The 23,150-nt window shown below is 42.0% G+C and carries 26 protein-coding genes; 20 read left to right on the top strand and 6 right to left on the bottom strand.

Annotated features, from left to right (window positions below):
• Positions 1-181 precede the first annotated feature (181 nt).
• Positions 182-1,090 (top strand): PEP-CTERM sorting domain-containing protein, encoded by a 909-nt coding sequence (locus tag Nant_RS18925; protein ID WP_054343171.1) that lies wholly within the window; start codon positions 182-184, stop codon positions 1,088-1,090.
• A gap of 41 nt (positions 1,091-1,131) precedes the next feature.
• Here the strand turns inward: Nant_RS18925 and Nant_RS18930 are convergent, their stop codons facing one another.
• Positions 1,132-1,983 (bottom strand): ThiF family adenylyltransferase, encoded by an 852-nt coding sequence (locus Nant_RS18930; RefSeq protein ID WP_054343172.1) that lies wholly within the window; start codon positions 1,981-1,983, stop codon positions 1,132-1,134.
• Between the two features lie 310 nt (positions 1,984-2,293).
• Here Nant_RS18930 and Nant_RS18935 point away from each other — a divergent pair, with 310 nt between their 5' ends.
• Together Nant_RS18935 and Nant_RS18940 are read left to right on the top strand one after the other, a co-directional pair.
• Positions 2,294-2,821 (top strand): low molecular weight protein-tyrosine-phosphatase, encoded by a 528-nt coding sequence (locus Nant_RS18935; RefSeq protein WP_054343173.1) that lies wholly within the window; start codon positions 2,294-2,296, stop codon positions 2,819-2,821.
• A 97-nt stretch (positions 2,822-2,918) separates the two neighbouring features.
• Positions 2,919-3,662, top strand: coding sequence for a PEP-CTERM/exosortase system-associated acyltransferase (locus tag Nant_RS18940; RefSeq protein WP_054343174.1), 744 nt, complete (start codon positions 2,919-2,921; stop codon positions 3,660-3,662).
• A 20-nt stretch (positions 3,663-3,682) separates the two neighbouring features.
• On the opposite strand, the gene Nant_RS18945 is transcribed toward Nant_RS18940, so the two are convergent.
• On the bottom strand, positions 3,683-4,078 hold the full coding sequence (locus Nant_RS18945) for a VanZ family protein (RefSeq protein ID WP_054343175.1): 396 nt from the start codon (positions 4,076-4,078) through the stop codon (positions 3,683-3,685).
• A 527-nt stretch (positions 4,079-4,605) separates the two neighbouring features.
• Between Nant_RS18945 and Nant_RS18950 the strand changes: the two genes are divergently transcribed.
• Complete coding sequence (locus Nant_RS18950; RefSeq protein ID WP_054343176.1) at positions 4,606-6,102, top strand: TIGR03013 family XrtA/PEP-CTERM system glycosyltransferase; 1,497 nt, start codon at positions 4,606-4,608, stop codon at positions 6,100-6,102.
• A gap of 87 nt (positions 6,103-6,189) precedes the next feature.
• Here the strand turns inward: Nant_RS18950 and prsR are convergent, their stop codons facing one another.
• Positions 6,190-7,554, bottom strand: coding sequence for a PEP-CTERM-box response regulator transcription factor (prsR, locus tag Nant_RS18955; RefSeq protein ID WP_179078905.1), 1,365 nt, complete (start codon positions 7,552-7,554; stop codon positions 6,190-6,192).
• A 19-nt stretch (positions 7,555-7,573) separates the two neighbouring features.
• Positions 7,574-9,652: an XrtA/PEP-CTERM system histidine kinase PrsK gene (gene prsK / locus Nant_RS18960; protein WP_054343177.1), complete on the bottom strand. Its 2,079-nt coding sequence runs from the start codon at positions 9,650-9,652 to the stop codon at positions 7,574-7,576.
• Positions 9,653-9,826: 174 nt separating this feature from the next.
• On the opposite strand from prsK, the gene Nant_RS18965 reads away from it, so the two are divergent.
• The 5 genes from Nant_RS18965 to Nant_RS18985 all read left to right on the top strand — a co-directional run bounded on the left by Nant_RS18965 (position 9,827) and on the right by Nant_RS18985 (position 13,294).
• A complete protein-coding gene (locus tag Nant_RS18965; protein ID WP_054343178.1) occupies positions 9,827-10,099 on the top strand; it encodes an NAD-dependent epimerase/dehydratase family protein in 273 nt (90 codons plus the stop codon).
• 227 nt (positions 10,100-10,326) lie between these two features.
• On the top strand, positions 10,327-10,959 hold the full coding sequence (locus tag Nant_RS18970) for a hypothetical protein (protein WP_054343179.1): 633 nt from the start codon (positions 10,327-10,329) through the stop codon (positions 10,957-10,959).
• Between the two features lie 66 nt (positions 10,960-11,025).
• Positions 11,026-11,304, top strand: a complete 279-nt coding sequence (locus Nant_RS18975) for a hypothetical protein (protein WP_054343180.1) — start codon at positions 11,026-11,028, stop codon at positions 11,302-11,304.
• Entirely contained in the window at positions 11,301-12,206 is a 906-nt protein-coding gene (locus Nant_RS18980; RefSeq protein ID WP_054343181.1) for an HprK-related kinase A, read from the top strand. The genes Nant_RS18975 and Nant_RS18980 overlap by 4 nt, the downstream gene beginning before the upstream one ends.
• Positions 12,203-13,294: a nucleotidyltransferase domain-containing protein gene (locus tag Nant_RS18985; protein ID WP_054343182.1), complete on the top strand. Its 1,092-nt coding sequence runs from the start codon at positions 12,203-12,205 to the stop codon at positions 13,292-13,294. Before Nant_RS18980 ends, Nant_RS18985 begins: the two co-directional genes overlap by 4 nt.
• A 169-nt stretch (positions 13,295-13,463) precedes the next feature.
• On the opposite strand, the gene Nant_RS18990 is transcribed toward Nant_RS18985, so the two are convergent.
• Positions 13,464-14,333: an ExeA family protein gene (locus Nant_RS18990; RefSeq protein ID WP_054343183.1), complete on the bottom strand. Its 870-nt coding sequence runs from the start codon at positions 14,331-14,333 to the stop codon at positions 13,464-13,466.
• Between the two features lie 274 nt (positions 14,334-14,607).
• Here Nant_RS18990 and Nant_RS18995 point away from each other — a divergent pair, with 274 nt between their 5' ends.
• The 8 genes from Nant_RS18995 to Nant_RS19035 all read left to right on the top strand — a co-directional run bounded on the left by Nant_RS18995 (position 14,608) and on the right by Nant_RS19035 (position 21,149).
• Positions 14,608-16,041, top strand: a complete 1,434-nt coding sequence (locus tag Nant_RS18995; RefSeq protein ID WP_054343184.1) for an ExeA family protein — start codon at positions 14,608-14,610, stop codon at positions 16,039-16,041.
• Positions 16,038-16,937: a D-alanyl-D-alanine carboxypeptidase family protein gene (locus Nant_RS19000; protein ID WP_082400380.1), complete on the top strand. Its 900-nt coding sequence runs from the start codon at positions 16,038-16,040 to the stop codon at positions 16,935-16,937. Before Nant_RS18995 ends, Nant_RS19000 begins: the two co-directional genes overlap by 4 nt.
• A gap of 75 nt (positions 16,938-17,012) precedes the next feature.
• A complete protein-coding gene (locus tag Nant_RS19005; RefSeq protein WP_054343186.1) occupies positions 17,013-17,366 on the top strand; it encodes a hypothetical protein in 354 nt (117 codons plus the stop codon).
• 141 nt (positions 17,367-17,507) lie between these two features.
• Positions 17,508-18,026 (top strand): DUF411 domain-containing protein, encoded by a 519-nt coding sequence (locus Nant_RS19010; RefSeq protein WP_054343187.1) that lies wholly within the window; start codon positions 17,508-17,510, stop codon positions 18,024-18,026.
• A gap of 233 nt (positions 18,027-18,259) precedes the next feature.
• Positions 18,260-18,838 carry an anthranilate synthase component II gene (locus Nant_RS19020; RefSeq protein WP_054343189.1) on the top strand — a complete coding sequence of 193 codons (579 nt, stop codon included), beginning with the start codon at positions 18,260-18,262 and terminating at the stop codon, positions 18,836-18,838.
• A 36-nt stretch (positions 18,839-18,874) separates the two neighbouring features.
• On the top strand, positions 18,875-19,897 hold the full coding sequence (trpD, locus tag Nant_RS19025) for an anthranilate phosphoribosyltransferase (protein ID WP_054343190.1): 1,023 nt from the start codon (positions 18,875-18,877) through the stop codon (positions 19,895-19,897).
• A 4-nt stretch (positions 19,898-19,901) separates the two neighbouring features.
• A complete protein-coding gene (trpC, locus tag Nant_RS19030) occupies positions 19,902-20,714 on the top strand; it encodes an indole-3-glycerol phosphate synthase TrpC (RefSeq protein ID WP_054343191.1) in 813 nt (270 codons plus the stop codon).
• An 18-nt stretch (positions 20,715-20,732) separates the two neighbouring features.
• Complete coding sequence (locus Nant_RS19035) at positions 20,733-21,149, top strand: OsmC family protein (RefSeq protein ID WP_054343192.1); 417 nt, start codon at positions 20,733-20,735, stop codon at positions 21,147-21,149.
• A 53-nt stretch (positions 21,150-21,202) separates the two neighbouring features.
• Here the strand turns inward: Nant_RS19035 and Nant_RS19040 are convergent, their stop codons facing one another.
• Positions 21,203-21,487 carry a DUF4124 domain-containing protein gene (locus tag Nant_RS19040; protein ID WP_054343193.1) on the bottom strand — a complete coding sequence of 95 codons (285 nt, stop codon included), beginning with the start codon at positions 21,485-21,487 and terminating at the stop codon, positions 21,203-21,205.
• 237 nt (positions 21,488-21,724) lie between these two features.
• On the opposite strand from Nant_RS19040, the gene rpsF reads away from it, so the two are divergent.
• The 3 genes from rpsF (at position 21,725) to rplI (ending at position 23,026) form a co-directional block, all read left to right on the top strand.
• On the top strand, positions 21,725-22,177 hold the full coding sequence (rpsF, locus tag Nant_RS19045; RefSeq protein WP_054343194.1) for a 30S ribosomal protein S6: 453 nt from the start codon (positions 21,725-21,727) through the stop codon (positions 22,175-22,177).
• 23 nt (positions 22,178-22,200) lie between these two features.
• Positions 22,201-22,428, top strand: coding sequence for a 30S ribosomal protein S18 (gene rpsR / locus Nant_RS19050; protein WP_054343195.1), 228 nt, complete (start codon positions 22,201-22,203; stop codon positions 22,426-22,428).
• 148 nt (positions 22,429-22,576) lie between these two features.
• The gene (gene rplI / locus Nant_RS19055; RefSeq protein WP_054343196.1) at positions 22,577-23,026 is read left to right on the top strand and encodes a 50S ribosomal protein L9; all 450 of its coding nucleotides are present in this window, start codon (positions 22,577-22,579) and stop codon (positions 23,024-23,026) included.
• Positions 23,027-23,150 lie beyond the last annotated feature (124 nt).

Raw genomic sequence — 23,150 nt, forward strand, 5'->3', positions numbered from 1 at the left:
TTTTTCCATTATTTTTCATTAGAAAGTTGTCAGGTTTTTTTACATTTTTCGAATTTTAAATAAGGGTATAAATAAAATATCATTTAAAATCAACAATTTGTAAAAGTGGCACGGTATCTGCTTATTCTAGTTAGGCGCTAAATAAGCGTAATATATCTAAACTTATTATAGGGAAAGGGATATGAAAATTTTTAATAAAACAGCCATCGCATTAGCTTTAGTTCTCGGAGCTAGTTCATCCGTATATGCTAGCCCAATGCAGCTTGATCTTTCGAGTTTTGGTGGTAATCAGCATGATGCAGGTCGTTTCATTGGAACGGCTGATGCGAATTCTTCAACGGCAACTTTTACAGAGTTTGGTTTTAGCCAGATGTTGGCTACATCTGCATATGATATGACAGACGGTTCTCTGTTAGGATCGTTTTATGATACCAATATTCCAGCTGAACTAGCTGCCCTTGGTGTTCCTACCAGTGGCATTGCGATGGATGGCGTAACTACAGTTAACCTGGCTTCGCCACTTTGTGCTGCTGGTGGTGGTCAATGTGACATTGATGCATTGAGCCCTATCGTTCCTCCTTTGGCATCAGATAACGAAGGTTTCCTTCAGACTTGGGATTTGCAAGTAGCGTATCATTTTGATGGTACATTAACGGCAGCTGGTCCGTCGTACACAGGGGGTACTTTTGAGGTATTCTTTAACTCCTTCCTTGATGATAACTTAGATGCTCTGGCTTTTTCCGGAACGCTGACAGGCTCTACTCTTAGTGCCGCCAATCTGGACCTGTTTTTTGATATTACATTCGCTGCTGATAATTTCCTGAATATTTGGAATGGTTCATCATGGGTGGATGCTCATGATGCTATAGCAGCAGGTGATGTGCCAACGTTGGCGCTTGATACGAATGTTAATCCACCAATCCCAACATTAGATCAGCTTCTTTTAGTGGGTGATAGTGCTATTCGCCAGACCACATTGGATGGTTCTGTAACTGCGAATATTCCTGAACCTGCTTCAATTGCATTGTTTGGTCTTGGATTGTTAGGTTTTGGTGCCGCTTCTAGAAAGAGAAAAGCAGCACAGGCTTAATAAGTAGTACTGATTAAAAAGGAGCTAATTAGCTCCTTTTTTTATTTCAGTAATATTCTTTCTGCAATGCGTAATGTAATTTTTTGTAGAGGGTTTTTGTTTCCGCCGGGCCTCCATGTTTTTGTAAGTTTATTTTTGTATGCATCAAAATGTAACCCGTAGGGTGCCGCAATCACATCTCCTCTTTTTAATAGAATCTTAAGCGCATTTGAACCTGCTATTCCCGCACACAAGTCAACAGCCATTGGAGTTGAAGGGCCTTTTTTGGCCTTGAAATCGGCGCGTGTCATATCGACGAGGTAAGATTTTTGCAGCATTGAAGGCGATAACCCGATTAAAAAGCGTATCAATTGCTGTTCTTCTGTATGTCCTTCTAAACAAAAATAATCTTCAAAAGAGAGCTTTCCAGGCAGGAATGCTAAAAAAGCACAGCCCATGCCTAAGGGTGCTGCAGTAATGGCGGGGATTTTTTTCTCGGCGCATTTACGAAAGGCAAGTTTTCTGGCATCAAGAGCGAAAAAATCTAAACTATCGACGTACAAGTCTACACCCTCAAGAAATTCATCAATGTTGTTGCTATCAACGCCTGTTGGAAAGGAGCGTATGTCAGATGAGGGGTTTATATCAAAAACTTTATCGCGCATAACATTTAATTTTTCTTTGCCGACAGTACTCATCAAAGCCCCGTTTTGTCGATTCATGTTATGAACTTCAAAGGAATCAAAATCAGAAATATTGAAGTTGGCGATACCCAGTCGTGCAAGTGTGACTAAATGAGCCCCGCCCACTCCACCCAGGCCGGCTATGGCTACTCTTTTATTGCGTAATAGATTTTGTTCGTCCTCCGTAACCCATCCAATGTTTCTTGATACGGCTGAATCATAGTTGTACATGGCTTCACCAAAATCCTTCCCTTGTTGGGGATATTAAGTTTTTGTATAAGTAAGTGTAGACTTTAATTGTTGCTGCTAACAGGTGACTTTGAATCGCTTAAATCAATAGCCTTTGTATTGTGTATGAGAGTGTTACTACATCCTAAATATATAATATTGCTACTCTGGTTTGATAGAAAGTTAATGATCCGCCAAAAGGTGGGTAGTGTTACGTTATCGTTCTTTATAATGTTAATATTGATGAATAATAGATTGTTTCAATATAGTGCCAGTGTGTGAATGAAGTAAACACTAATAAAAGGCGTGATTCTTGTTTTCTAAAATAATTAAAAAATATTTTTCAAATAAGCCTGTTGTGAAAATTCTGGTAGTTTGCCTTGAGAATATTTGTCGATCTCCCGTTGTTGAGGGCGTACTTAACCAAGAAATTTCTCGGCAAGGTCTTGAGGGGCTGGTAAGAGTCGATTCGGCAGGTGCCCGTGTGTCAATGCTCCGATCTAGACCTGATGTTCGGGCAGTGAAAGTTGTCAGTCGTCATGGCGTTGATATTAGTGGGGGACGTGCACGGCAAATTAGCGGCAGTGACTTTATTGATTATGATTTAATTTTTGCTGTGGATAAGCAGGTATTGGATATGCTTCTCACTGTTTGTCCAGCGACGTGTCAGAGTAAGGTGACGCTTTTAATGGGTTTTGTAGGGGGGAGTGGAGATATTCCCGATCCCTACTTTGGCAATGAGAAGGGGTTTGAGAAAATTGTAGAGTTAATAGAGGGTGTGAGTCATGATTTTATTAGACAGGTAAAAGTTGATTTCGCATCAAAAATTAACCATAAATAGAAATTAATCTTATGTAAAAACCCGCAATGTATTTTTATTAGACTAGAATGAACAGAAGAAGAGATTCAGAAAAGTAGTTTAAGCGGAGTTTGGTGTTATGGCTATTTCAATTGCCGACAATTTTCAAAAGTATTTTTCCGTGCAATTTGCTAATAACAAAGAGCTTATAGATAAAGTATATAGCATTCGTTATCGTGTTTATTGTGAGGAGTTTGGGTATGAATCGTTAGATGATTTCCCTGACGATAAGGAATCAGATTCCTTTGATGCTTTTTCGTTGCATTGTTTGATTACACATAAAGAAACTGGTTTGCCGGCAGGTTGTGTCAGGCTTGTACCTGCTGGCCTTCAAACTTTACTGCCGTTTGAGGAGTATTGTTTTGATAGCCTGGATCATGAGTTTATAGATGGCTTGAATGTGGAGCGCCAAACTGTTTGCGAGATCTCAAGACTGGCTGTTGATGGAGCATTCCGTCGCAGGCCGCACGAGGAAAAAGATCGCTTTGGTTCTGTTCATGGATTTAAGTTTGCAGCTGAAGAGCAGCGTGTTTTTCCTTTGATAGCGGTGTCTGCTTTTCTTGCAGCTATGTCGCTGACAGTATTGACCGGTAGAACTAATGTTTTTGCTATGATGGAACCGTTTTTGCCTCGATTGTTACGTAAGTCAGATATGCACTTTAATCGAGCAGGTAATGATATAGATTATCATGGGATTAGAGCACCATATTTTGGTGCTACTCAATCGGCCGTAGAAAGTATGAGGCCTGAATTAAAGGAATTGTACGACGCAATTCATGCCAGTATTGGCGAGGAGTACTCCGCTTACGTCGCGTCCAAATGATACTTATGAGAAAAGTATTTTTAATTTGTCTTTAGCTTCTTACGCATCAGGCGTTGGTAAAGTGGAATTATGAATACTAAAGACGCACCTAACGTGTCTAGTGCAACATCTGACATTGAAGCATATCTTCCGGGTACACTTATTTGATGATATTCATCGATAACACCGTAGAGAACAGTAAAGAAAAATGCTGTAAATATATGTGAATAGCGGCGTGAAATATATCTCTTTAAGCTATAGACCCATGCTAACGCAAGGCCAAAGAATAACGGGATATGTAATAGGTTTTGTAAATTGGGTGTTATCCATAAAAAGGTGCTCTCCAAAATGTTCTCTGGATTGCTGGTGTCACCAGAGATCGATGAGAGCATGAAGATAAATCCCATATATAATATTGGAATCGATAGTTTGGACATTATAAATTTTTCCCTCAATAGGGGTTAACCTTGTAAGTGAACTGAAAAGTATACATGCATGTATTTTGTGTCGGCTTACGATTTTATTTTTGTTCTAATGATCTCTGGTGGATCCTTCGATAAAATTTCTAATTGGAAACCTAAAGCAATAGCTCCGTGAACAGGATTATGGTGGATAGGACTCCATGTTTTTTGCCATGAAATAGATTGAACCTAGTAGTGGGATTTCGTTTGATGTCTGTGTGTAATGAGCTTAAGGTACCTGTTTTTATGGTGATGGCATCTTAGTGTCGTTTAGGCTCACAATATCAGGTGGCAGCATCATTATAAAATAATTTTTAGTCGAAATATGAAAAAATGCGACGTCTGATGTATATTTGCAATTCAGTTGCAGGTGATTTAGATGTGGCATTTTAAATCGTCATCGTAATATTTGATCTATACTTACAGTTTAAAGTGCTGAGTTTCATTACATAATGAATCATTGATGACTTCAATTCTATCGTAGTTAATTGGGAACACTGTTCATGGATAAAATTAATACTCATTATGAAGAATCGGAAAAAACTTATGAGACGGAAGGGCCAAAACTGCCGTCTCCGCGGGTGAAAATGCGATTTTGCCATGGGAAATTCAGAGTTTTTGGGCATTATGTTCATGCTCAGTTCTTATTATTAGCACTATTCGAATTCATGTTATTGACCTTGCTTAGCTATCTTGTTCATCTGTCCTTCGCGGTTGTTGATCAGTCTGTTCCGTCATTTTTCGCCAATAGCGCAAGTATTTTGTTACCGCCTGTGTTGTTGTCATTTAATTTAGCCGCTATGGGGTTATACGATACCCGCCAAAGACAACGTTTAGTAGGCGTCTTATCTCGCTTGGTCGTGGCGACTTTTTTTGGGATCAGTATAGCTATCGGTATAAATTATTTTTTCCCTCATACCTATAGTGGATATGCTGTATTGCCTGTTACTGCTTTGGCATCGCTTGCAGGGTTAATATTGATAAGAACGTTATTTTATAGTTTTGTTGACGGTAAAGTTCTACGTCGGCGTGTGCTTGTTTTAGGTGCGGGGAAAAGTGCTTCTTATATCGATAACCTACGTCGTCAGAGCGATATGAGAGGCGTTAATCTATTGGGTTTTATTCAGCTTGATAATGCTGGGAAAAGTGGTATTTCTGCTGAGAAACTGGTTTCTCCTGGTGATTGTTTGTGTGCTTACGGCTTGAGAAATGATGTTGATGAAATCGTCATCGCATTAGATGATCGTAGGCTAAAATTACCGATCAAAGAATTGCTTGATTGTCGCATGAGCGGTATTGATATTATTGATATGCTTGATTTTTTTGAGAGAGAAAGAGGGCTTATTCAATTAGATTTGCTGTATCCTGGTTGGTTGATTTTCGCTAAAGGTTTTTCTCCTGACGCGTTCCGTACATTGAAAAAACGCATAGTTGACTTGTGTGTTGGCTTGGTTCTACTGGTCGTATTTTCTCCGTTTATGTTATTGACCACATTGGCGATTCTTCTCGAAAGTCGGGGAAAAGGATCAGTGTTATATCGGCAACAAAGAGTTGGGCGAAATGGTGTTGTCTTCAATGTTATTAAGTTCAGAAGTATGAGGTCGGACGCAGAGGCGGATGGTAAGGCTCAATGGGCGAAAAAAGATGATTCCAGAGTTACCCGTGTGGGAAATTTTATCAGAAAATATCGTCTGGATGAGTTACCCCAATTGTGGAATGTGCTGGTGGGAGATATGAGTATTGTTGGCCCTCGGCCTGAAAGACCCGAGTTTGTTTCCAAGCTTAGTCATTTGAATTCGCTATACGATGAAAGGCACCGCCTTAGCCCTGGAGTAACGGGGTGGGCGCAGTTGTGTTACCCCTATGGTGCTTCTGATGAAGATTCAATTCAGAAACTTCAATATGATCTCTATTACATAAAGAATCATAGTGTTTTTCTGGATATGTACATTCTTATACAGACAGTAGAAGTTGTACTCTTCAAGAAGGGCTCTCGTTAATAATACGTAAAACATCCTCTTGATTAGTTGTCAGGGCGGAGTGCAATTTATTGGCTAATGCCGGATAAGATGTATTTTACCTGTCGATTAATCTAGTTTGGGGTGCAGGTTGTGTTTTTCCAGTAGGGTATACAGTGTGGGTCTGGTTATTCCCAATGCCTTTGCAGTATCCGAGATACTTGAGTCTGCATGGCTTAATGCTCTTTTAATGGCTTTTTTCTCTGCTTCTTCTCTTATTTGTTTTAGGTTTAACGGGATTGCATCTACATCCAGTGAGCTTAGTTCCAGATCCTCAGTGGTAATGTATGAGTTGTCCGCCATGATAACGGCGCGCTTGATTCTGCTTTCTATTTCACGGACATTGCCTGGCCAGTCATAGGACTCTATTGCTGCTATTGCTTCGTTATCAAAGCTGCTAATTGTTTTTCCATACTCTTTGTTAAGGCGTATCAGGAATGATTTTGCAAGAAGCAAAGCATCTCCTTCGCGCTCTTTTAAAGTGGGAATTTGTATAACAATTTCGCTAATCCTATAATACAGATCTTCACGGAAACGGCCTTCTTTGATATGAGCTGTCAGATCCTGATGCGTTGCGCAGATGATGCGTACATCAACAGGTATTTCTTTTCGTCCTCCAACGCGTTCGATGACACGTTCTTGAAAAAAACGAAGCAGTTTTGCTTGGAGCTCAAAAGGAAGGTCGCCAATTTCATCAAGAAATAGTGTGCCTCCGTGGGCAAGTTCAATTTTCCCGATAGTTTGTTTACTCGCGCCGGTAAACGATCCCTTTTCATGGCCAAATAGTTCACTTTCGAGCAAGTTGGCGGGAATGGCAGCACAATTAATAGCTACGATTTTTTCTTTAGCGCGCGGACTAAGTTTATGAATAGCTTGTGCAAATAGTTCTTTGCCTGTGCCGCTGGCTCCTAATAATAGAGTTGTGATGTCGGACGGTGCAACCTTTTCAATAGTGCGGCATATTTTCAGCATAGGAGGGCTTGAGGTGATAATGCCATCCAGAGGCATGCTGTGACAGCTCTGCTGTAATTTTTTGTTTTCTAATTCGAGTTCATAGACCCGGTTTGCTCTCTCGACTATCAGAGTTAGAATCTCAGGGTCAGCAGGTTTTTGATAAAAATCGTAGGCACCCAAAGCAATTGCTTTTACTGCATTAGTGCGATCATTATCTCCAGTCACAACGATAACTTTACACTCTGGTATGAGTGAGAGAATTTCTTTCAGTGTAGCGAAGCCTTCGGTGACGCCGCCTGGATCAGGAGGTAGTCCAAGGTCTAGTAAGACTACGCCTGGTTGAGTGCGTCGGAGTTGTGTAATGGCATCTGCACGGTTTCCGCATATGGCAACATCAAAACCATCGAAACACCAGCGTAATTGACTTTGCAGGCCTTCATCATCTTCAACGATAAGCAGGTTTTTTTTAATTCCATTCATGTATAGCTCCTTTATTAGTTTATTCCGGTTTGAGTGGGTTTTCATGGTACAGCGGAAGGGTTACTTTGAATAAAGTTCCGGTGCCCAATTCGCTTTTAACTTGGATGTCGCCGCCGAGCGAGCGAATAACTTCGCGACTTTCAAAGACGCCTACCCCCATTCCGGTGAGCCCTTTGGTTGAATCAAAGGGCTTGAATAGCCTGTGTTGAATAAAGTCCTCATCCATACCGCAGCCATCATCTTTAATTTCAATGATGGCTTCATTGGCTGAATATGTTAACTGTACATCTACCTGACCGTTGGTGTCAGTAGCCTCTTGTGCATTTTGAATGATATGTCCGAAAACATTAGATAATTGTTCATTGTCAGCAAAGACGACAACGCGGATATCAGGTTCGATAAAAGTCGGGTTAGGTAAATGCTTTTCATAGCGGTGAGATATCGTTTTTAATAGAAGTCTCAAGTCCAGAGGTACAGGCGCTGTGCCACGCATTCCATTTCGCATCTGTTCCATTAAGCGTGTCATTCTGGTGACTGAGTTGCTTACCGTCAGGAATACATCGTCAACAAATTCCGGATTGTGTCTATGTTTTTCCGCATTTGAAACAATAAGTGATTGTTGTGCCAGAATATTTTTTAGGTCGTGTACTATATATGCCGACAAGCGGTTGAATGCTTCGAACTGTTGCGCTTGAATGAGTGCTTGGCTGGCTTGATGTTGTGCTAGCAAACTAGCTGCTTGTTTACCTGCAATTTTTAGTAGATCCCGATCTTCCCAGTTAATATTTTTTTGAATGTCGGAGTGTTTTACGAGAACGAAACCGTAGACTTCGGCATTGAAGAGTAACGGAATAATAAGCCAAGCATTGGGTATGTCCAGGATTTCTTCAGGAATGCTAAGGTTTTCATAAACACCGGGTGTCAGTCTGTATTCATCTAAGTCTATTACCCATTCTGTGCGTTCAAAAAAACCACTTATAGTATGCAGGTTGGCTGTTGATATATCCGGTGGAGGCATCTCCCAAGTGGTTAATAATTGGTAAGTTGAGTGCTCGTCTCTTCCCCATATAATACCTCCTTTACTCTGCACCAGAGATCCGATTGCGACACAGATTCGTTCAGGTGTTTCATGATGCATTTCTGAAAGCTGGAGTGTGAATTTTTGCCATTCATCACGGTAATCATATTTATAACTAAAAAAATGTTTGCTCAACAGAACGCGAAAGCTGGCGCGGATTTTGTCTGAAAAGAGTAATACGAAAAGCAGCAGCCCTGCGCCAAAAAGGAAGGTTATTTGTAAGACGGATCCCCACGTTCCTCCATAATATTGAATGAAATAGCCAGCCGCAGACATGAGAACAAGGTAAATTCCGGCACCTGTCAGTGTTGCAGTGTGAAATACAACTTTACGTGAAATTTGAATATTGAGTGCCAAATTGGGATTTCTGATAAGGGATGTCGCAATAAGAGGTGCTGCAATACAGTTAATAATGCCGCGGGCTTCCCATAGCTGCTGGTCGAGGTGCTTGAATAGTAAGGCATCGGCATACATGAAAAAATCATAGACGAAAATACTTCCTAGTCCTAAGCATAGGTGCTTTAAAAACCAGTGCTGATCTTTGCTGGAGTTTCTGTAAACCTGCTCTAAGAGAAGAAGGCCTATGATTGAAAAAGCCATCCAGGCAATTAATGGGATATCTGTTGCTGAATTGCTAAACATAATGTTTTGCAGTGATGAGCTCGTTAATATGATCATAATACTGAGAATGATCAGTATGCTAATCAGGAAAAATGGAGTGTTCACATATTTTTTGAACAAAGAGCACGGATCTTTTTTATTAGGAGTAATGATTTTCAATAAAAAGAAGAACCATGTTGCATTGCGCACGATTTCGGTTACTTGTATCGCGTATTGAGGTACGTGGCTTGATGAATATGATGCGGTGATAACGATCGCCCAGATAGCGGTCGATAATGTGGCAATCTTGATCGGCGTTCCTGATTTGTCGGCTTTTGGTGACGTTAATAAAAGAATACCAAGTATCAAGTAACCAAAAAATGCGAATAAATAACTATAAAAGCCGACACTCTCAAACATTGCCTATGTCTCTAATAAATATAATTAAATTGAGTATACTGTGAAGTGATTAATATCACTCAGTTTTTATGTTTAAAATAGTCTAGTCACAGAGCCTTGATGTTGTAAAAATAGAGTGCAGCTGTTATTTTTCAGCTAATTTTTAAGGGTTATATTGATGCGGTTTGTTGATAAATGACTGTATATAAGAATGTTAAGAACAGCTTGGTAGAACCGCCACGTACTTGCTTAATAACGGGCGTTGCAGGTTTTATTGGTTCTCATATTCTTGATGAGCTTCCTTCCGCCGATGAAGTAGTATTGGCGGTTGCTCATAAAAGCTATCATAAACTCAATGTTGAAGATTTTAATCAACTTGTGGGTGATAATGTTGTAGTAATGGATGTAAAATGCCTGTTAGAAAGGAAAACATTCGCTGATGCAAATATTGATCTATGGCGATTGTAAGCTAACATCAATTGATTTTTATTTTCTGGGATGGACACGCAGCAAAGTGTCAGGTTTTTTTACAATGATCGGTGTGGTAATGGTGAGTAGCAACAGATAGTTTAAAAAAGTATTTGATAATCATGTGTTAAGTTTTTTAGGCGTGCATCTTGCATTCTTTATATTAATGCACATGAATTACTGCCCCAATACGTTATTTAATAGAGTTTAAAGATAGGGTTGCTCAAATGAAGGATCAAATAGATCGTCTAAACGAGAAGGAATCGGCAATCGATCAGCTTGCTGATACTGAAAATGGTACTAACAACAAGCCTGCGGGAGTTGATGCCTCTCGTCGTCGTTTGTTTGGTGCGGGTATTGCTGCGCCTATTATTCTTACTATGTCTAGCCGTACAGCATGGGGTGGTGCGTTATGTTCTCCCTCTGCCTTTAATTCAGCGACGTTTACTTCTCATCATCCTCAACCAAATGAATGTACTGGGACTGCAGGCTATAGCCCTGCGTATTGGCTAATAAACCTAGCTAGTTGGCCTGTAAATATTTTGCCTGGCAATCGGTTCGACTCTTATTTTGCTTCTTCTCCTGCTCCTCTTTCTGCAGACTCAACGTTGCAACAGGTGCTCGAAGCGAGTTCTACTAGTATTGCGTCTCATGCTATTGCCGCGCTGCTGAATGCTGAAGCGAGCCTTATTTTGCAGGGTGATGCTAATGCTGTTACTACAGTTATAGACATGTTTAATGCTTTCTTGGTTGGTGATGGTTATACGCTTTCTGCTGGTACGGTAGTGTTTTGGGATAGTCCTGTTGATTTCTCAATGAGAAAGTTCTTTACTGACTATATAGATAAGCCATACATGTAGTAATGATTACTCTCTGATTTTAAAGGTTTTTTAAAGGTTTTTTAAAGGTTTTTTAAAGGTTTTTTAATGGTTTATTATAGTGCAGTCATCGATTTAAGTACGGCTTTGGTCGCTAACTTTGATGACATGTCGGTATTGCATAAGCCTGAAACTGACCAATTACATGTACTAAGTTCTCCAGTAGTTACTCTATTAAGAATGGTTCAGGGTAGTCGAATATTGGAAGCAGAAGTGCTTGAGTTAATAAAAGAGAATTGTTTTGACGTTCATCCTGTTTCTGAAGAAGATTGTCAGCAATACTTACAGCTTTTAGTTAGTCAGGGCATATTTGAAAAAACGCAATGATAGTCTCTGATATTTCGCTGGACGAATGCACTCAGCATCTCCGCAGTACTGGTTTAAAACTTAATGTTGGTCCTTTTTGGTGTGATATCAAGTCGGCTCTTCCTTCTGTTGCGCATCATATTACTGAACTTTACCCTGATGCCTTGATAGATCAGGAGAGAGTTTTTTCAGATTTTCCGATAGAGATCGCCCGAAAATCAGGCGTACGTGGTTGGATTAAGCCGTTGGTGGAGTTTACCTTTAACGGTAATATTCCCTTTACCCCGTTGTCATTGGATCAGTCTCCAGCATTAACTGAATGGGGTATTAATTGGTGCGTGTCAGGTCATGCTAATCAATATCTTATACTGCATGCTGCTGTTGTCGAAAAAAATGGGAAAGCCGTTATTTTGCCCGCTCCTTCAGGTTCAGGGAAAAGCACGCTATGTGTCGCGTTAGTGAGTCGTGGTTGGCGCCTATTGTCGGATGAGCTGACATTGATATCGATTAAAGATTCGATGCTGCAACCGCTCCCTAAGCCGATGAGCCTTAAGAATGAATCGATACAGGTTATTCGGGATTATTGGCCACAATCTGTGTTTGGGCATGTTTGCACTGATACGGTTAAAGGTTCCGTAGCTCATGTGAAACCGCCAGTTGACAGTGTGAATTCTGCCGCTATTATGGCGAAAGCTGCCTTCGTTATTTTCCCAAAATACCAGCAAGGCTCATCTCTGCAGTTGGTTGAAAAAGAGAAAGCGTTCGCCTATATGTCTCTTGTTGAAAATGCATTTAACTACCACTTACTGGGAGCACACGCTTTTCACGCGTTATCACGACTGGTAAATCAGGTAGAAGCTTATGATTTTTTATACAGCGACCTGAATGAAGCTGTGGCCCGGTTTGAGTCATTGGTTACATGACCTTACGTAAATTTAAGCCTTTATGTCTATTGCTAATCGGAGAATGTGCGGCAAAAGACTTGTCTCTGAGCGAGTGGAACCTGATTGTCCAGCAAGGGCGCAGTGCGCAAGTGTTGGGTATGCTTTATTCGAGACTTGCGCACCGTAATCAATTAGCAGATATTCCGCCTTCTGTTATTTGGCATCTTGAGGCTGCATCGATTGTGGCGGAAAAATATTTACGTGACACTCAGTGTGAAATCAAATATTTTCTTCCCCTCTTCTCCTCTTTAGAGCAGCGGTTTATTTTACTCAAAGGTGCTGCTTATGTCGCATCTGGAAAGGCGTGGGCCGAGGGGCGAACTTTTTCTGATATCGACCTTTTAGTACCTAAAGAGTGTCTTACTTCGCTGGAATCTTCTCTTCAGTGGTTTGGTTGGGCAGGTACGCATCAGACACCTTATGATCAACGCTATTATCGTGAATGGATGCATGAAATTCCTCCGCTGGTGCATGTTACACGACAGACAGTTATCGATATTCATCACACCATTTTGCCATTAACGGCTGCACTTAAGCCTGTAGCTACTAAGTTTTTTGAGGATGTTCAGGAAATCGCTGAAGGAGTATGGACGCTTTCGGATATCGATATGCTCTTGCATAGCGCCACTCACCTGTTTATGGATTCTGAATTTGATCATGCTTTTAGAGATCTTCTGGATTTTGATAGTTTAATCAGAAATGCTCTGAATAACGGGCTTGATTGGCAGATGTTGATCAAAAGAGGACAAGAGATGGATTTAATTCCTCCTCTGTATTATGCGTTACGCTATAGCGGTCGTATCTTTAATACCCCGGTTCCTGAGGATGTTCTGCATAAATGCGGGGAAGTATGGCAACCATATATTCCTGTTGTCCTCATGGATATGTTGTTTGAGCGGGTGATTGTGCCGCCACACCACAGTGCCCGTAGAGTAGGGGCGTCTTTAGCAAATAGGGCGTTGTTTATACGTGGGCATTATCTGAGAATGCCGTTCGGGCAGCTTGTTAGGCATTTGTTTCAGAAAGCATTTATCTCTCCTTACGAAAAGTCGTCATCTAAAGTTTAGTTTCCTTATTAACACTGCGCATAGTTAAGGTCAGGTTTATCGGATCTTTTTCGTGTTTTTCAGTGGCTGATTCAGCAGTGTAATGATTTCTGACACAGCCAAATGGTCCGATTCAATACCTGTATCACGAAGTTCATTAGAAAAGCCTTTATGGAAGCGTTTTAGCCGCTTAACTCGTTTTCAACGTGTTACTGTGTTTGTCTTGTGAATGCAGCCGATTCATGGGCAAAAGCTGTTCCTCCCGTAGTTCATGAATAATAGTATGAATATCCTGAATATTCAGCGTATTTTTTTTTGTGAGCCAGCCATGCATAAAGAGCCGGCTACATATCAGGTTAATCACCCGGGGTATGCCATTACTGAATCGATGGATGTAATGAAATACTTTACTGTTGATTACAGGCGTATTTTGCCAATTACACTGTGATAATCGGTATTGAATATAGCGCTGTGTATCGTTTTCATTAAGTGTTTTCATATGATAAGAGGCAATAATTTTTTGCCGTAATTGTGTTAAATTAGGTGCGGCTATGAGAGTCTGGAGCTTCTCTTGTCCTACTAGAAAAATTTGTAAAAAAGGTTTGTTATTACTCTGTAGGTTAGTCAGCAGAGGTAGTTCCTCCAGAGCCTTTTCTGACAGGTTTTGTGCTTCATCAATGATCAGTAATGTATGTTTTCCAGCATGTTGCTGAGCTAAGAAAAAAAGATGCAAGGCGTTCAAAAGTTCAGTGCTATTGCCTGAAACGGAGCTGATTCCAAAGTTAAGGCTGATCAGAGAAAGTAAATCTTGCGATGAGAGTTGAGATGAAGTGATCTGAGTAAATGTAATGGTTTCAGGAAGGTGAGCTATCAAATCGCAGATGAGAGTAGACTTTCCTGTGCCGGGTTGGCCTGAGATCACAATAAAGCCTTCCTTGCGACGTAAGGCATATTCCATCGCTGCCTGGGCTTTAGTAAATTCAGAATGCATAAAGCACAAGTCCGGATCGGGAGTTAAGCGAAAGGGGTCAGCTGTTAAGCCATAATATTCTTCGTACATATGATCTCCGTGCTCAGGGTCTGCAATTATACCCAAGGTGGCATTTTTTGTTCTGTACGGAGGCTCGTATTATAATAAAAGCACAATAAACAGCGCCCTTTTAATGTATGTCATAATTATCGTGCGATAATATGTAAAGGTTACCCGTTCAAATGCGGTGGCTCAAGTATGATTCTCTGTCCGAGCCGGGATTTTTTCAGGGTAAAAGATAAGTAGAATAATGTGTGAGGTGATTAAATCACTCTCGATGCTTTTAGATTACGGAATAATACTGATGTACGAAGCTTATTATCACCTTACAGAAGAACCTTTTCGTTTAAGTTCTGATTTTCGCTTTTGTTATGCGCATAAGAGCTTTGTGAGAGCCCGCGCTTATATGCAGTATGCGTTTGAGCGAGCTGAAGGGTTTGTCATGATTACCGGTCAGCCTGGAACGGGCAAAACAACGCTGGTTAATGATCTTGTTCATAGTCTTGAATCAACCAGTAGCGTTAAAGTAGCGATGCTAGTGACAACGCAAATGGAAGCAAATGACCTGCTTCGAATGGTGGCTTATTCTTTTGGTATTAAAGAGCAAATATCAAATAAAGCCGTCTTGCTGCAGCGTATGTCAGAAATGCTGATTAGTAATCATAGGAACGGTGGTCGGGCCTTATTGATCATTGATGAAGCGCAAGGGCTCTCTGTATCTGCGCTTGAGGAATTAAGACTTCTCACTAATATACAGCTTAGCAGTGTCCCTCTTATTCAGATTTTCCTATTAGGCCAGGAAGGTCTACAAGACTTGATTCATCGTCCTGATATGGAGCAGGTGCATCAGCGCTTAGTAGCCACTTGTTTTCTTAAGCCCTTGCTTGAAAATGAAACTAAGGAATACATCAGGCATCGTCTGAATATTGCCGGGTGGAAGAACAATCCCGCTATTAGTGAGGTTGTTTATCCTATTGTTTATAAATACAGTCAGGGTATACCAAGAAGAATCAATCTTATCTGTAGCCGTTTATTCTTATACGCTAGCCTTGAAGAGTTAGATAAGATTGGTGTTAAGGCTGCCGAGTTAGTGGTTTCTGAGCTCAGAAGTGAGCGGTTATTGCCGGTGGGTATTGATGCGGGTAATGAATTTGATGCGGTAGATGTGTATGAATCTATAAATACAGATGCTGTGGAAGATGAGCCGATAATACTGCCAGAACCAGAACCAGAACCAGAACCAGAACCAGAACCAGAACCAGAACCAGAACCAAAAGTTGATTCTGCGTCACTTGCTGATGTGGATTTTCAATCAAAAAGTGTTTTTGATAGCCGCTTTGAGAGTGACGTATCTTCTGTCGCAGATGTTAGCTCAGAGGTTAACTCAGAGGTTAACTCAGAGGTTAACTCAGAGGCTGAAGACGCGTTACCACTCACACAGAGTGCGCGTTTAGACAGGGAATATAGTGCGTCCAAAAGAATTGATGCTGCAAATATCTCTGGGGGCGTGGCAGTAGTAGGTCGATCGGTAGGGAGGACTGATAATAGTAACTTTGGGTTGATTTTAGTCGCGGTTGGCGCTGCTTTATTGACGATTATGATCGCGTTTTACCTGATGAGTCCGGCAGTATTTATTGAAAAAGTAATTAAGGCTAAGGGATGGGTTGAGCAGTCGCTGAGCCAGGCGGAAGTTTCCCCGCTGAGGGAACTGAAACAAGATGATTGGCAGAAATCATGACGGCAGACAAGCGAAGAGTTTTCATGCTAGCGGCATTGTTGTTTTTCGTTTGTATGAGCAGTAGTGTGACTGCCAGTATGCCTTATATTGTTGTGGAGGCTGAGTCAGGAACAGTTATTAAGCAGTCCGATGCCGATGTGCCGTGGTATCCGGCCTCTTTGACCAAAATGATGACGCTCTATCTCACTTTTCAGAAGCTTAAAAACCACGATATTTTGTTGGGTAGCTTATTAAATGTATCAGATAATGCGGTACGGCAACCGGCAGTAAAGCTGGGAGTGCAGTCTGGTGAGAAGATATCTGTTGAAAAAGCGATCAAAGCCCTATCCACTGTTTCTTCGAATGATGTTGCTGTTGTTTTAGCTGAAGCTATTAGTGGTAGCGAAGAAAAATTTGCAGAAAAAATGAATGCTCAAGCTCGTATCATGTCTATGAAAGATTCTTTTTTCAAAAATGCGACAGGCCTGCCTGATGCAGAGCAAATTAGCAGTGCGCGTGATATGGCCATTCTGGCGCGCAGGTTATTACTGGATTTTCCTGAGTATTATCATTATTTCTCGAATCGATCACTGGTTCATAATGGTGCAGTATTCGTTTCACATAATGGTTTTTTGAGTGCTTATCCGGGAGCCGATGGTTTTAAAACCGGTTATACCTGCGGATCTGGTTATAATCTGGTTGCCTCCGCGTTACATGACGGTAATCGGTTAATTGTTGTTTTATTCGGGGCAGGAAGTTCCGGAGAGCGAAAGAAAACAGTTAAAAAATTGATGGATCAGGGGTTTGAAATGGATTCAGATGCGCCAGGGTTGCCATTATTGTCGCTCCGAGGGAGCGTGCCGGTACATTTGGGAGCTCCATCTATCATACAGGGGGCTCATTGCCAGTCATTATAACCAGCACAGGATAAGTGTTGAATCAAATAACTAATCTTACACAATGCCAGTATCAACTATTTTGGGACGTCTCAGATGCCATTTACAGCACATAAACTTGCAGTCGTGATCTTTATGCTGATAGCGCTTGCTACTCAGGCATATGCGTCTGCTTTTGCTGCGGATCGGCATAGCTTTGGACTGGCTTCTCCTTTTCAAGAACAGTCGATGGCTGTGCATCATGTCACTTTAAACGATACGGAATGTGCTGATTCTTGCTGTGAAGATGACCCCGATTGCTCTCCTGTCCATTGCTCTTACTTTACCGGGTGTGCTGTTTTCTCGTTTCGGCCTGATACTCAAGTAGTTGCTCGTGGCTGCTTCACCGGCAATTCGCTGATATTATCTCAGTGCGTCGGTTCTCTTTACCGGCCTCCTATATCCCTTTGATCTGAATTGGTCGTAGTTTTAAGGCCAGCGTTTTCAGCGGGAGTGTTTCATGCTCCCGGCTACAAAATGCCCATTTGTCTATACAGCCGCTTTACATGAAGGCTGGTTGGGTGTGTTGCTATATTATCGGGGAATATTACTATGTCTGTATTTTTAAAGCCTGCTTTTGGTCTGTGTGTGCTTGCCGCTGTTGTGCTCACCGCTTGCTCTGACTCATCTGAAACACGTGAGACTAAGAAGGAAGTGGTCTCTGTATCTTCCGATATTGAGCTGGATGTCTATAAAAGTCCTACCTGTGGTTGTTGTGTTAGTTGGGTTGAGCATATCGAGAAACACGGTTTTACTGCAAAAACAATCCATCCGGCTGATCTCTCTTTGGAGAAAAGCCAGCGGGGTATCCAACCTATATATCGTTCTTGTCATACAGCCGTCTCACCTGATGGTTATGTTTTTGAAGGGCATATCCCGGCGAAATATATTAAGCAGTTTCTTGCTGAAAAGCCGGTGGATGTCATTGGTCTGTCTGTGCCTGGTATGCCGGCAGGAAGCCCTGGAATGGAGGTCGGTGATATGTTTATGCCTTATCCGATATTATTATTAAAAAAAGATGGCAGCAGTGAAGTTTATGCTCAAGTGAAGTCTTTGGAGGACCAGCGTTAATGCGAGCCGCTTAAAGAGTGGTTTGAGGCGCCGGTTGATAAATCAGCTGAGTTGTTTTTGATTTCTCAGCTGATGCGTTCTCAGTTGGTGATTGGCAGATGGTTTTGCTCCAGCCGCGTGTGTATTGAAAAATATGGTACGATTCTGTTTTTTTATAGTTGTGTCGTGTACGTGTCAGTCTATAAGTGCAACAGGCTGTTAATACTTGGTTTTGGCGATAGAGCAGGTTATACATGCTGTTGATGATCGATAATTTCGATTCTTTTACCTTTAATATAGTGCAATATCTGGGCGAATTGGGTGCCGATGTTCAGGTTTATCGTAATAATGAGATTACCCTCGATCAGATTAAAGCGCTTAATCCCAGCCATCTGGTTATCTCCCCGGGGCCGTGTTCGCCCAATGAAGCCGGTGTGTCTTTAGCGGCGATAGATTATTTTGCGGGCAAGTTGCCTATCCTGGGAATCTGTCTTGGGCATCAGAGTATCGGGCAGGTATTTGGTGGTATGATTGTGCGTGCCAGGCAGGTAATGCACGGGAAAAACTCCCCGATATTACATCAGGATAGGGGGGTGTTTAAGGGTCTGAATAACCCATTGAATGTTACGCGATACCATTCATTGGTTGTTGAAAAAAGTTCCTTGCCTGACTGTCTTGAAATAACGGCATGGACTTTAACACCCGCTGGCGATATTGATGAAATCATGGGTGTGCGACATAAAGAGTATGATATTGAAGGGGTGCAATTTCATCCCGAAGCGATTTTGACAGAGCAAGGGCATGCGTTACTGGCGAATTTTTTACGCCGCTAGCATTAGGCTCGCAAAGAATAAGATGAGGAGCTATTGGTGGATATTAAGCAAGCATTGACGGCGGTGGTTGAGCGCCGCAATCTTTCTATTGAAGAGATGCGGGAGGTCATGCATCAAATTATGTCCGGGCAGGCAACGGATGCTCAGATAGGTGGATTATTGATTGCACTGCGCATGAAAGGCGAAACTGTTGCTGAAATTACAGCAGCGGCGAGTGTGATGCGTGAATTGGCGATTCCTGTTGTTATTCAGGCAGAAAATGCGGTTGATATTGTAGGCACCGGAGGAGACAGTGCTAATCTGTTTAATGTGTCCTCGGCGTGTGGGTTTGTTGTGGCGGCGGCGGGAGGCTGCGTTGCTAAGCATGGTAATCGTTCCGTATCATCCAGCTCAGGTTCAGCAGATTTGTTGGAAGCGGCGGGTATCAATTTATCGCTTTCACCTGAGAAAATCGCACGCTGTATTGATGAGGTCGGTATCGGTTTTATGTTCGCCCCTCAGCATCATAGTGCCATGAAATATGCGATAGGTCCTCGAAAAGAGATGGCATTACGCACAATTTTTAATGTGTTGGGGCCGTTAACAAACCCTGCTAGTGTGAAACATTATCTGTTAGGCGTTTTTGATAAATCCTTGTGTAAGCCTCTGGCCGAAGCATTAAAAGCTCTGGGTGCACGTCATGCGCTTGTCGTGCATGCTGCAGAAGGGCTTGATGAGATCAGTCTTGCGGGAGAAACCTACGTTGCTGAGCTAAAGCATGGAGAGGTGAGCGAATACAGTATCTTCCCTGAAGATGCCGGGCTGCTGCGACAATCTTTAGATGGGCTGCAAGTTAACAGTTCATCTGAAAGCCTGACGCTGATCAACGCCGCGTTCGCTGGTGAGAATGCTAAGGCTATCGATATGATTGCGCTGAATGCGGGGGCCGCATTATATGTGGCGGATCAGGCTGAGACTCTGAAAGAGGGTGTTTCTTTAGCTAAAGCCACTATTCTGAACGGTTCTGCTGCACATAAAATGGCCGAGTTGGTTGAATTTAGCCAAGGATTAAAAGAGTAAATATATGTCTGATACACCCACAATATTAAAGAACATATTACAGCGTAAATATGAAGAAGTTGAAGAGCGATCAAGTGTTATTTCTTTAGCCAATCTGGAACAACAGATTAAAGATCAGGCACGCGATAATGATATGAAACCGAGAGGTTTTACTAATGTTATGGCGCATTCTATTGCGGGTGGTTTATCTGCTGTGATTGCGGAAATAAAAAAAGCCAGCCCTTCCAAAGGCTTGTTGCGTGATCCTTTTGTACCTGCGGAAATAGCAAAATCGTATCAGTACGGCGGGGCGAGCTGTCTTTCTGTGCTGACGGATGCAGATTTTTTTCAAGGCCATGAAGATTATCTGAAAGCCGCGCGTGCGGCGTGCTCGCTGCCGGTTATCCGTAAGGATTTTATGGTAGATCCTTATCAGGTATTTGAAGCGCGTGCTATTGGTGCTGACTGTATCCTCCTGATTGTCTCGGCGCTTGAAGATGCGCAGATGTTAGAACTGAATCGCATCGCGCATAAGTTGGGTATGGATGTGCTGGTGGAAGTGCACGACGGTGACGAATTAGAGAGGGCCTTAAAGTTAGACAACAGATTGCTGGGTATTAATAATCGGAATTTACATACCTTTGAGGTCTCTCTGGATAACACTTATGAGTTGCTGCGTTTTATTCCTGATAACCGTATCGTTGTCACTGAAAGTGGTATCCATACACGCGATGATGTAAAAGCGATGCGCGATCATAATGTCTTTAGCTTTTTAGTGGGCGAGACATTTATGCGTGCAGACGATCCGGGTGAAAAATTAAAAGAGCTGTTCAGTTAAGGGGCGACAATAGTGACCATGAATGCAAAAGTAAAGTGGGATGGGGATGTTCGTTTTAAAGGAACAACAGGGTCTGGCTTTGATATAACGCTGGATGGTGAGTTAAAAGCCGGTCCGCGCCCTATGGAGTTACTTCTTTTAGGATTGGGTGGATGTACCAGTTACGATGTTGTGGGTATTTTGAAAAAAACCCGTCAGGATGTTGTCGATTGTGTCGCTGAAATATCTGCTGAGAGAGCCGATGCTGTCCCTGCTGTTTTTACAAAAATTCACGTCAAATTTATTGTTAGCGGACGTGGCTTAAAAGAGAAGCAAGTAGAACGTGCTGTTAAACTGTCGGCAGAACAGTATTGCTCCGCATCACTCATGCTAGAGAAAGGCGGTGTGGAAATCACACACAGCTTTGAAATTGTCGAAGTAGGGTCAGTGGAGTAAATAGGATCGATAATAGCAGCACTAATATGGGCGATTGGGAATTAGTGTTGCTTTTATTCTGCGGTTTTTGATGAATCAGTTTCAATTGCGGGTTTTAATTTATAAACAGGTGTTTGCTCATTTAATAACTCTCCCTGTCGTGGTGGGAGGTTCTCGTCAGCTTTTCGTGCCGGAGATAAATTCCTGTACTCTTCTCTGATTGCATTCGGGCCACAAGGGAAGCCACTGAATACTTTTTTGCCATCAGCGTTCTGGCATTTGTAGACAAAGTCTGCATTAGAAGCTGAAGATGCCAGAAATAGTGATATCGCTATTAGCAGCGGTTTTAAGTGGGTCATCTCGCAGTCCTCATTGCATACTCTGAAAGTATGGGATGTTGTAATAATCCTTAGTTTTAAAATATAGCACATTCATTTATTACTGCTTTAAACGATTTTCTACGTATTGCATATATCCATGGTAATACGTATAATTTTGCGCTCTCTTTGAGAAATACTATTAACCTCCTTGCTTTCGGCTTTGTATATTTTTAAATAGCTTATTAGTCCGAGGGCTTCAAACCGTAAGGAGCTACAATGCGTCATTACGAAATCGTATTCATGGTTCATCCGAATCAGAGCGAACAGGTTCCAGCAATGGTAGAGCGTTACACCGGCGTTATCGAAGGTGCTGACGGTAAAATCCATCGCATGGAAGATTGGGGTCGTCGTCAATTGGCTTATCCAATCAACAATGCACATAAAGCACACTACATTCTTATGAACATCGAGTGCAACCAGGAAACTCTGGATGAACTGGAAAGTATGTTCCGTTATAACGATGCAGTACTGCGTAACATGATGATTCGTCGTAAAGAAGCGGTCACAGAAATATCTCCAATCAAAGCATCTGAAGCACGTGAAGAGCGTAAGCCTCGTCGTACTGAAGAGCCGCGCCAGGAAGAAAAACCTGCTGCTGTTGCGCCTGTTGCTGAAGCGCCTGCTGTTGTTGAAGCGCCTGCTGCTGTTGAAGCACCTGCTGCTGAATAATTTAAAAATTAGGAGATATTAAGATGGCTCGTTTTTTTCGTCGTCGCAAATTTTGCCGTTTTACCGCTGAAGGTGTTATCGAGATCGATTATAAAGATCTGGAAGTACTGAAAGGTTATGTTAGTGAAACGGGTAAAATCGTACCAAGCCGTATCACTGGTACTAAAGCTCGTTACCAGCGTCAGCTGGCTACTGCTATCAAGCGTGCCCGTTTTCTGGCACTACTGCCTTACTCTGATAGCCATCAGTAAGTCGGAGTTAGTTGCCTCTGCTTTATGAGGTGAGTAGCGCTTAAGTGATTACGGGGCTAGCTGATAACTGCATTAATTAGATAAGTTGTTAGTTAGCTATGAATTAGTACTGTAGTGAGTAAGCTACAGAACAAATGAGGTTTACGAGATGGAAGTTATTCTACTCGAAAAAATGGGTAAGCTCGGTTCACTAGGCGATAAAGTGTCTGTGAAGTCTGGTTTTTGTCGTAACTACCTGTTTCCACAGGGTAAAGCAGTACGTGCTACTGCTGATAATGTTACAAAATTTGAAGCACGTCGTGCTGAACTTGAAAAAACAGCTGCTGAAAAAGTAGACGCTGCTAACGCACGCGCTGAAGCTTTGTCAGGCCTGGTTGTTACTATCGCTTCTAAAGCGGGTGACGAAGGTAAGCTGTTCGGTTCAATCGGTACTCGTGATATCGCTGAAGCGCTGGCTGCTGCTGGTCAGGTAGTTGATAAGAGTGAAGTTCGTTTGCCAGAAGGTGCTCTGCGCCACACAGGTGAATTCGAAGTAGCTCTGCATCTGCATGCAGACGTGAACACTACTGTTACTGTGGCTATTGTTAGCACGAATTAATTCGTAAAAACATTCAAGTCATAAAAAGCACTGCGTAGAATACTACGCGGTGCTTTTTTATTTCCGGGTACTTACTTTCAACGCACTTGTTTCAAAGGTGCTAGTTTTAAAAGTGTTTTTTAAT

Source organism: Neptunomonas antarctica, from assembly GCF_001305295.1.
GTDB classification, from domain to species: domain Bacteria; phylum Pseudomonadota; class Gammaproteobacteria; order Pseudomonadales; family Balneatricaceae; genus Neptunomonas; species Neptunomonas antarctica.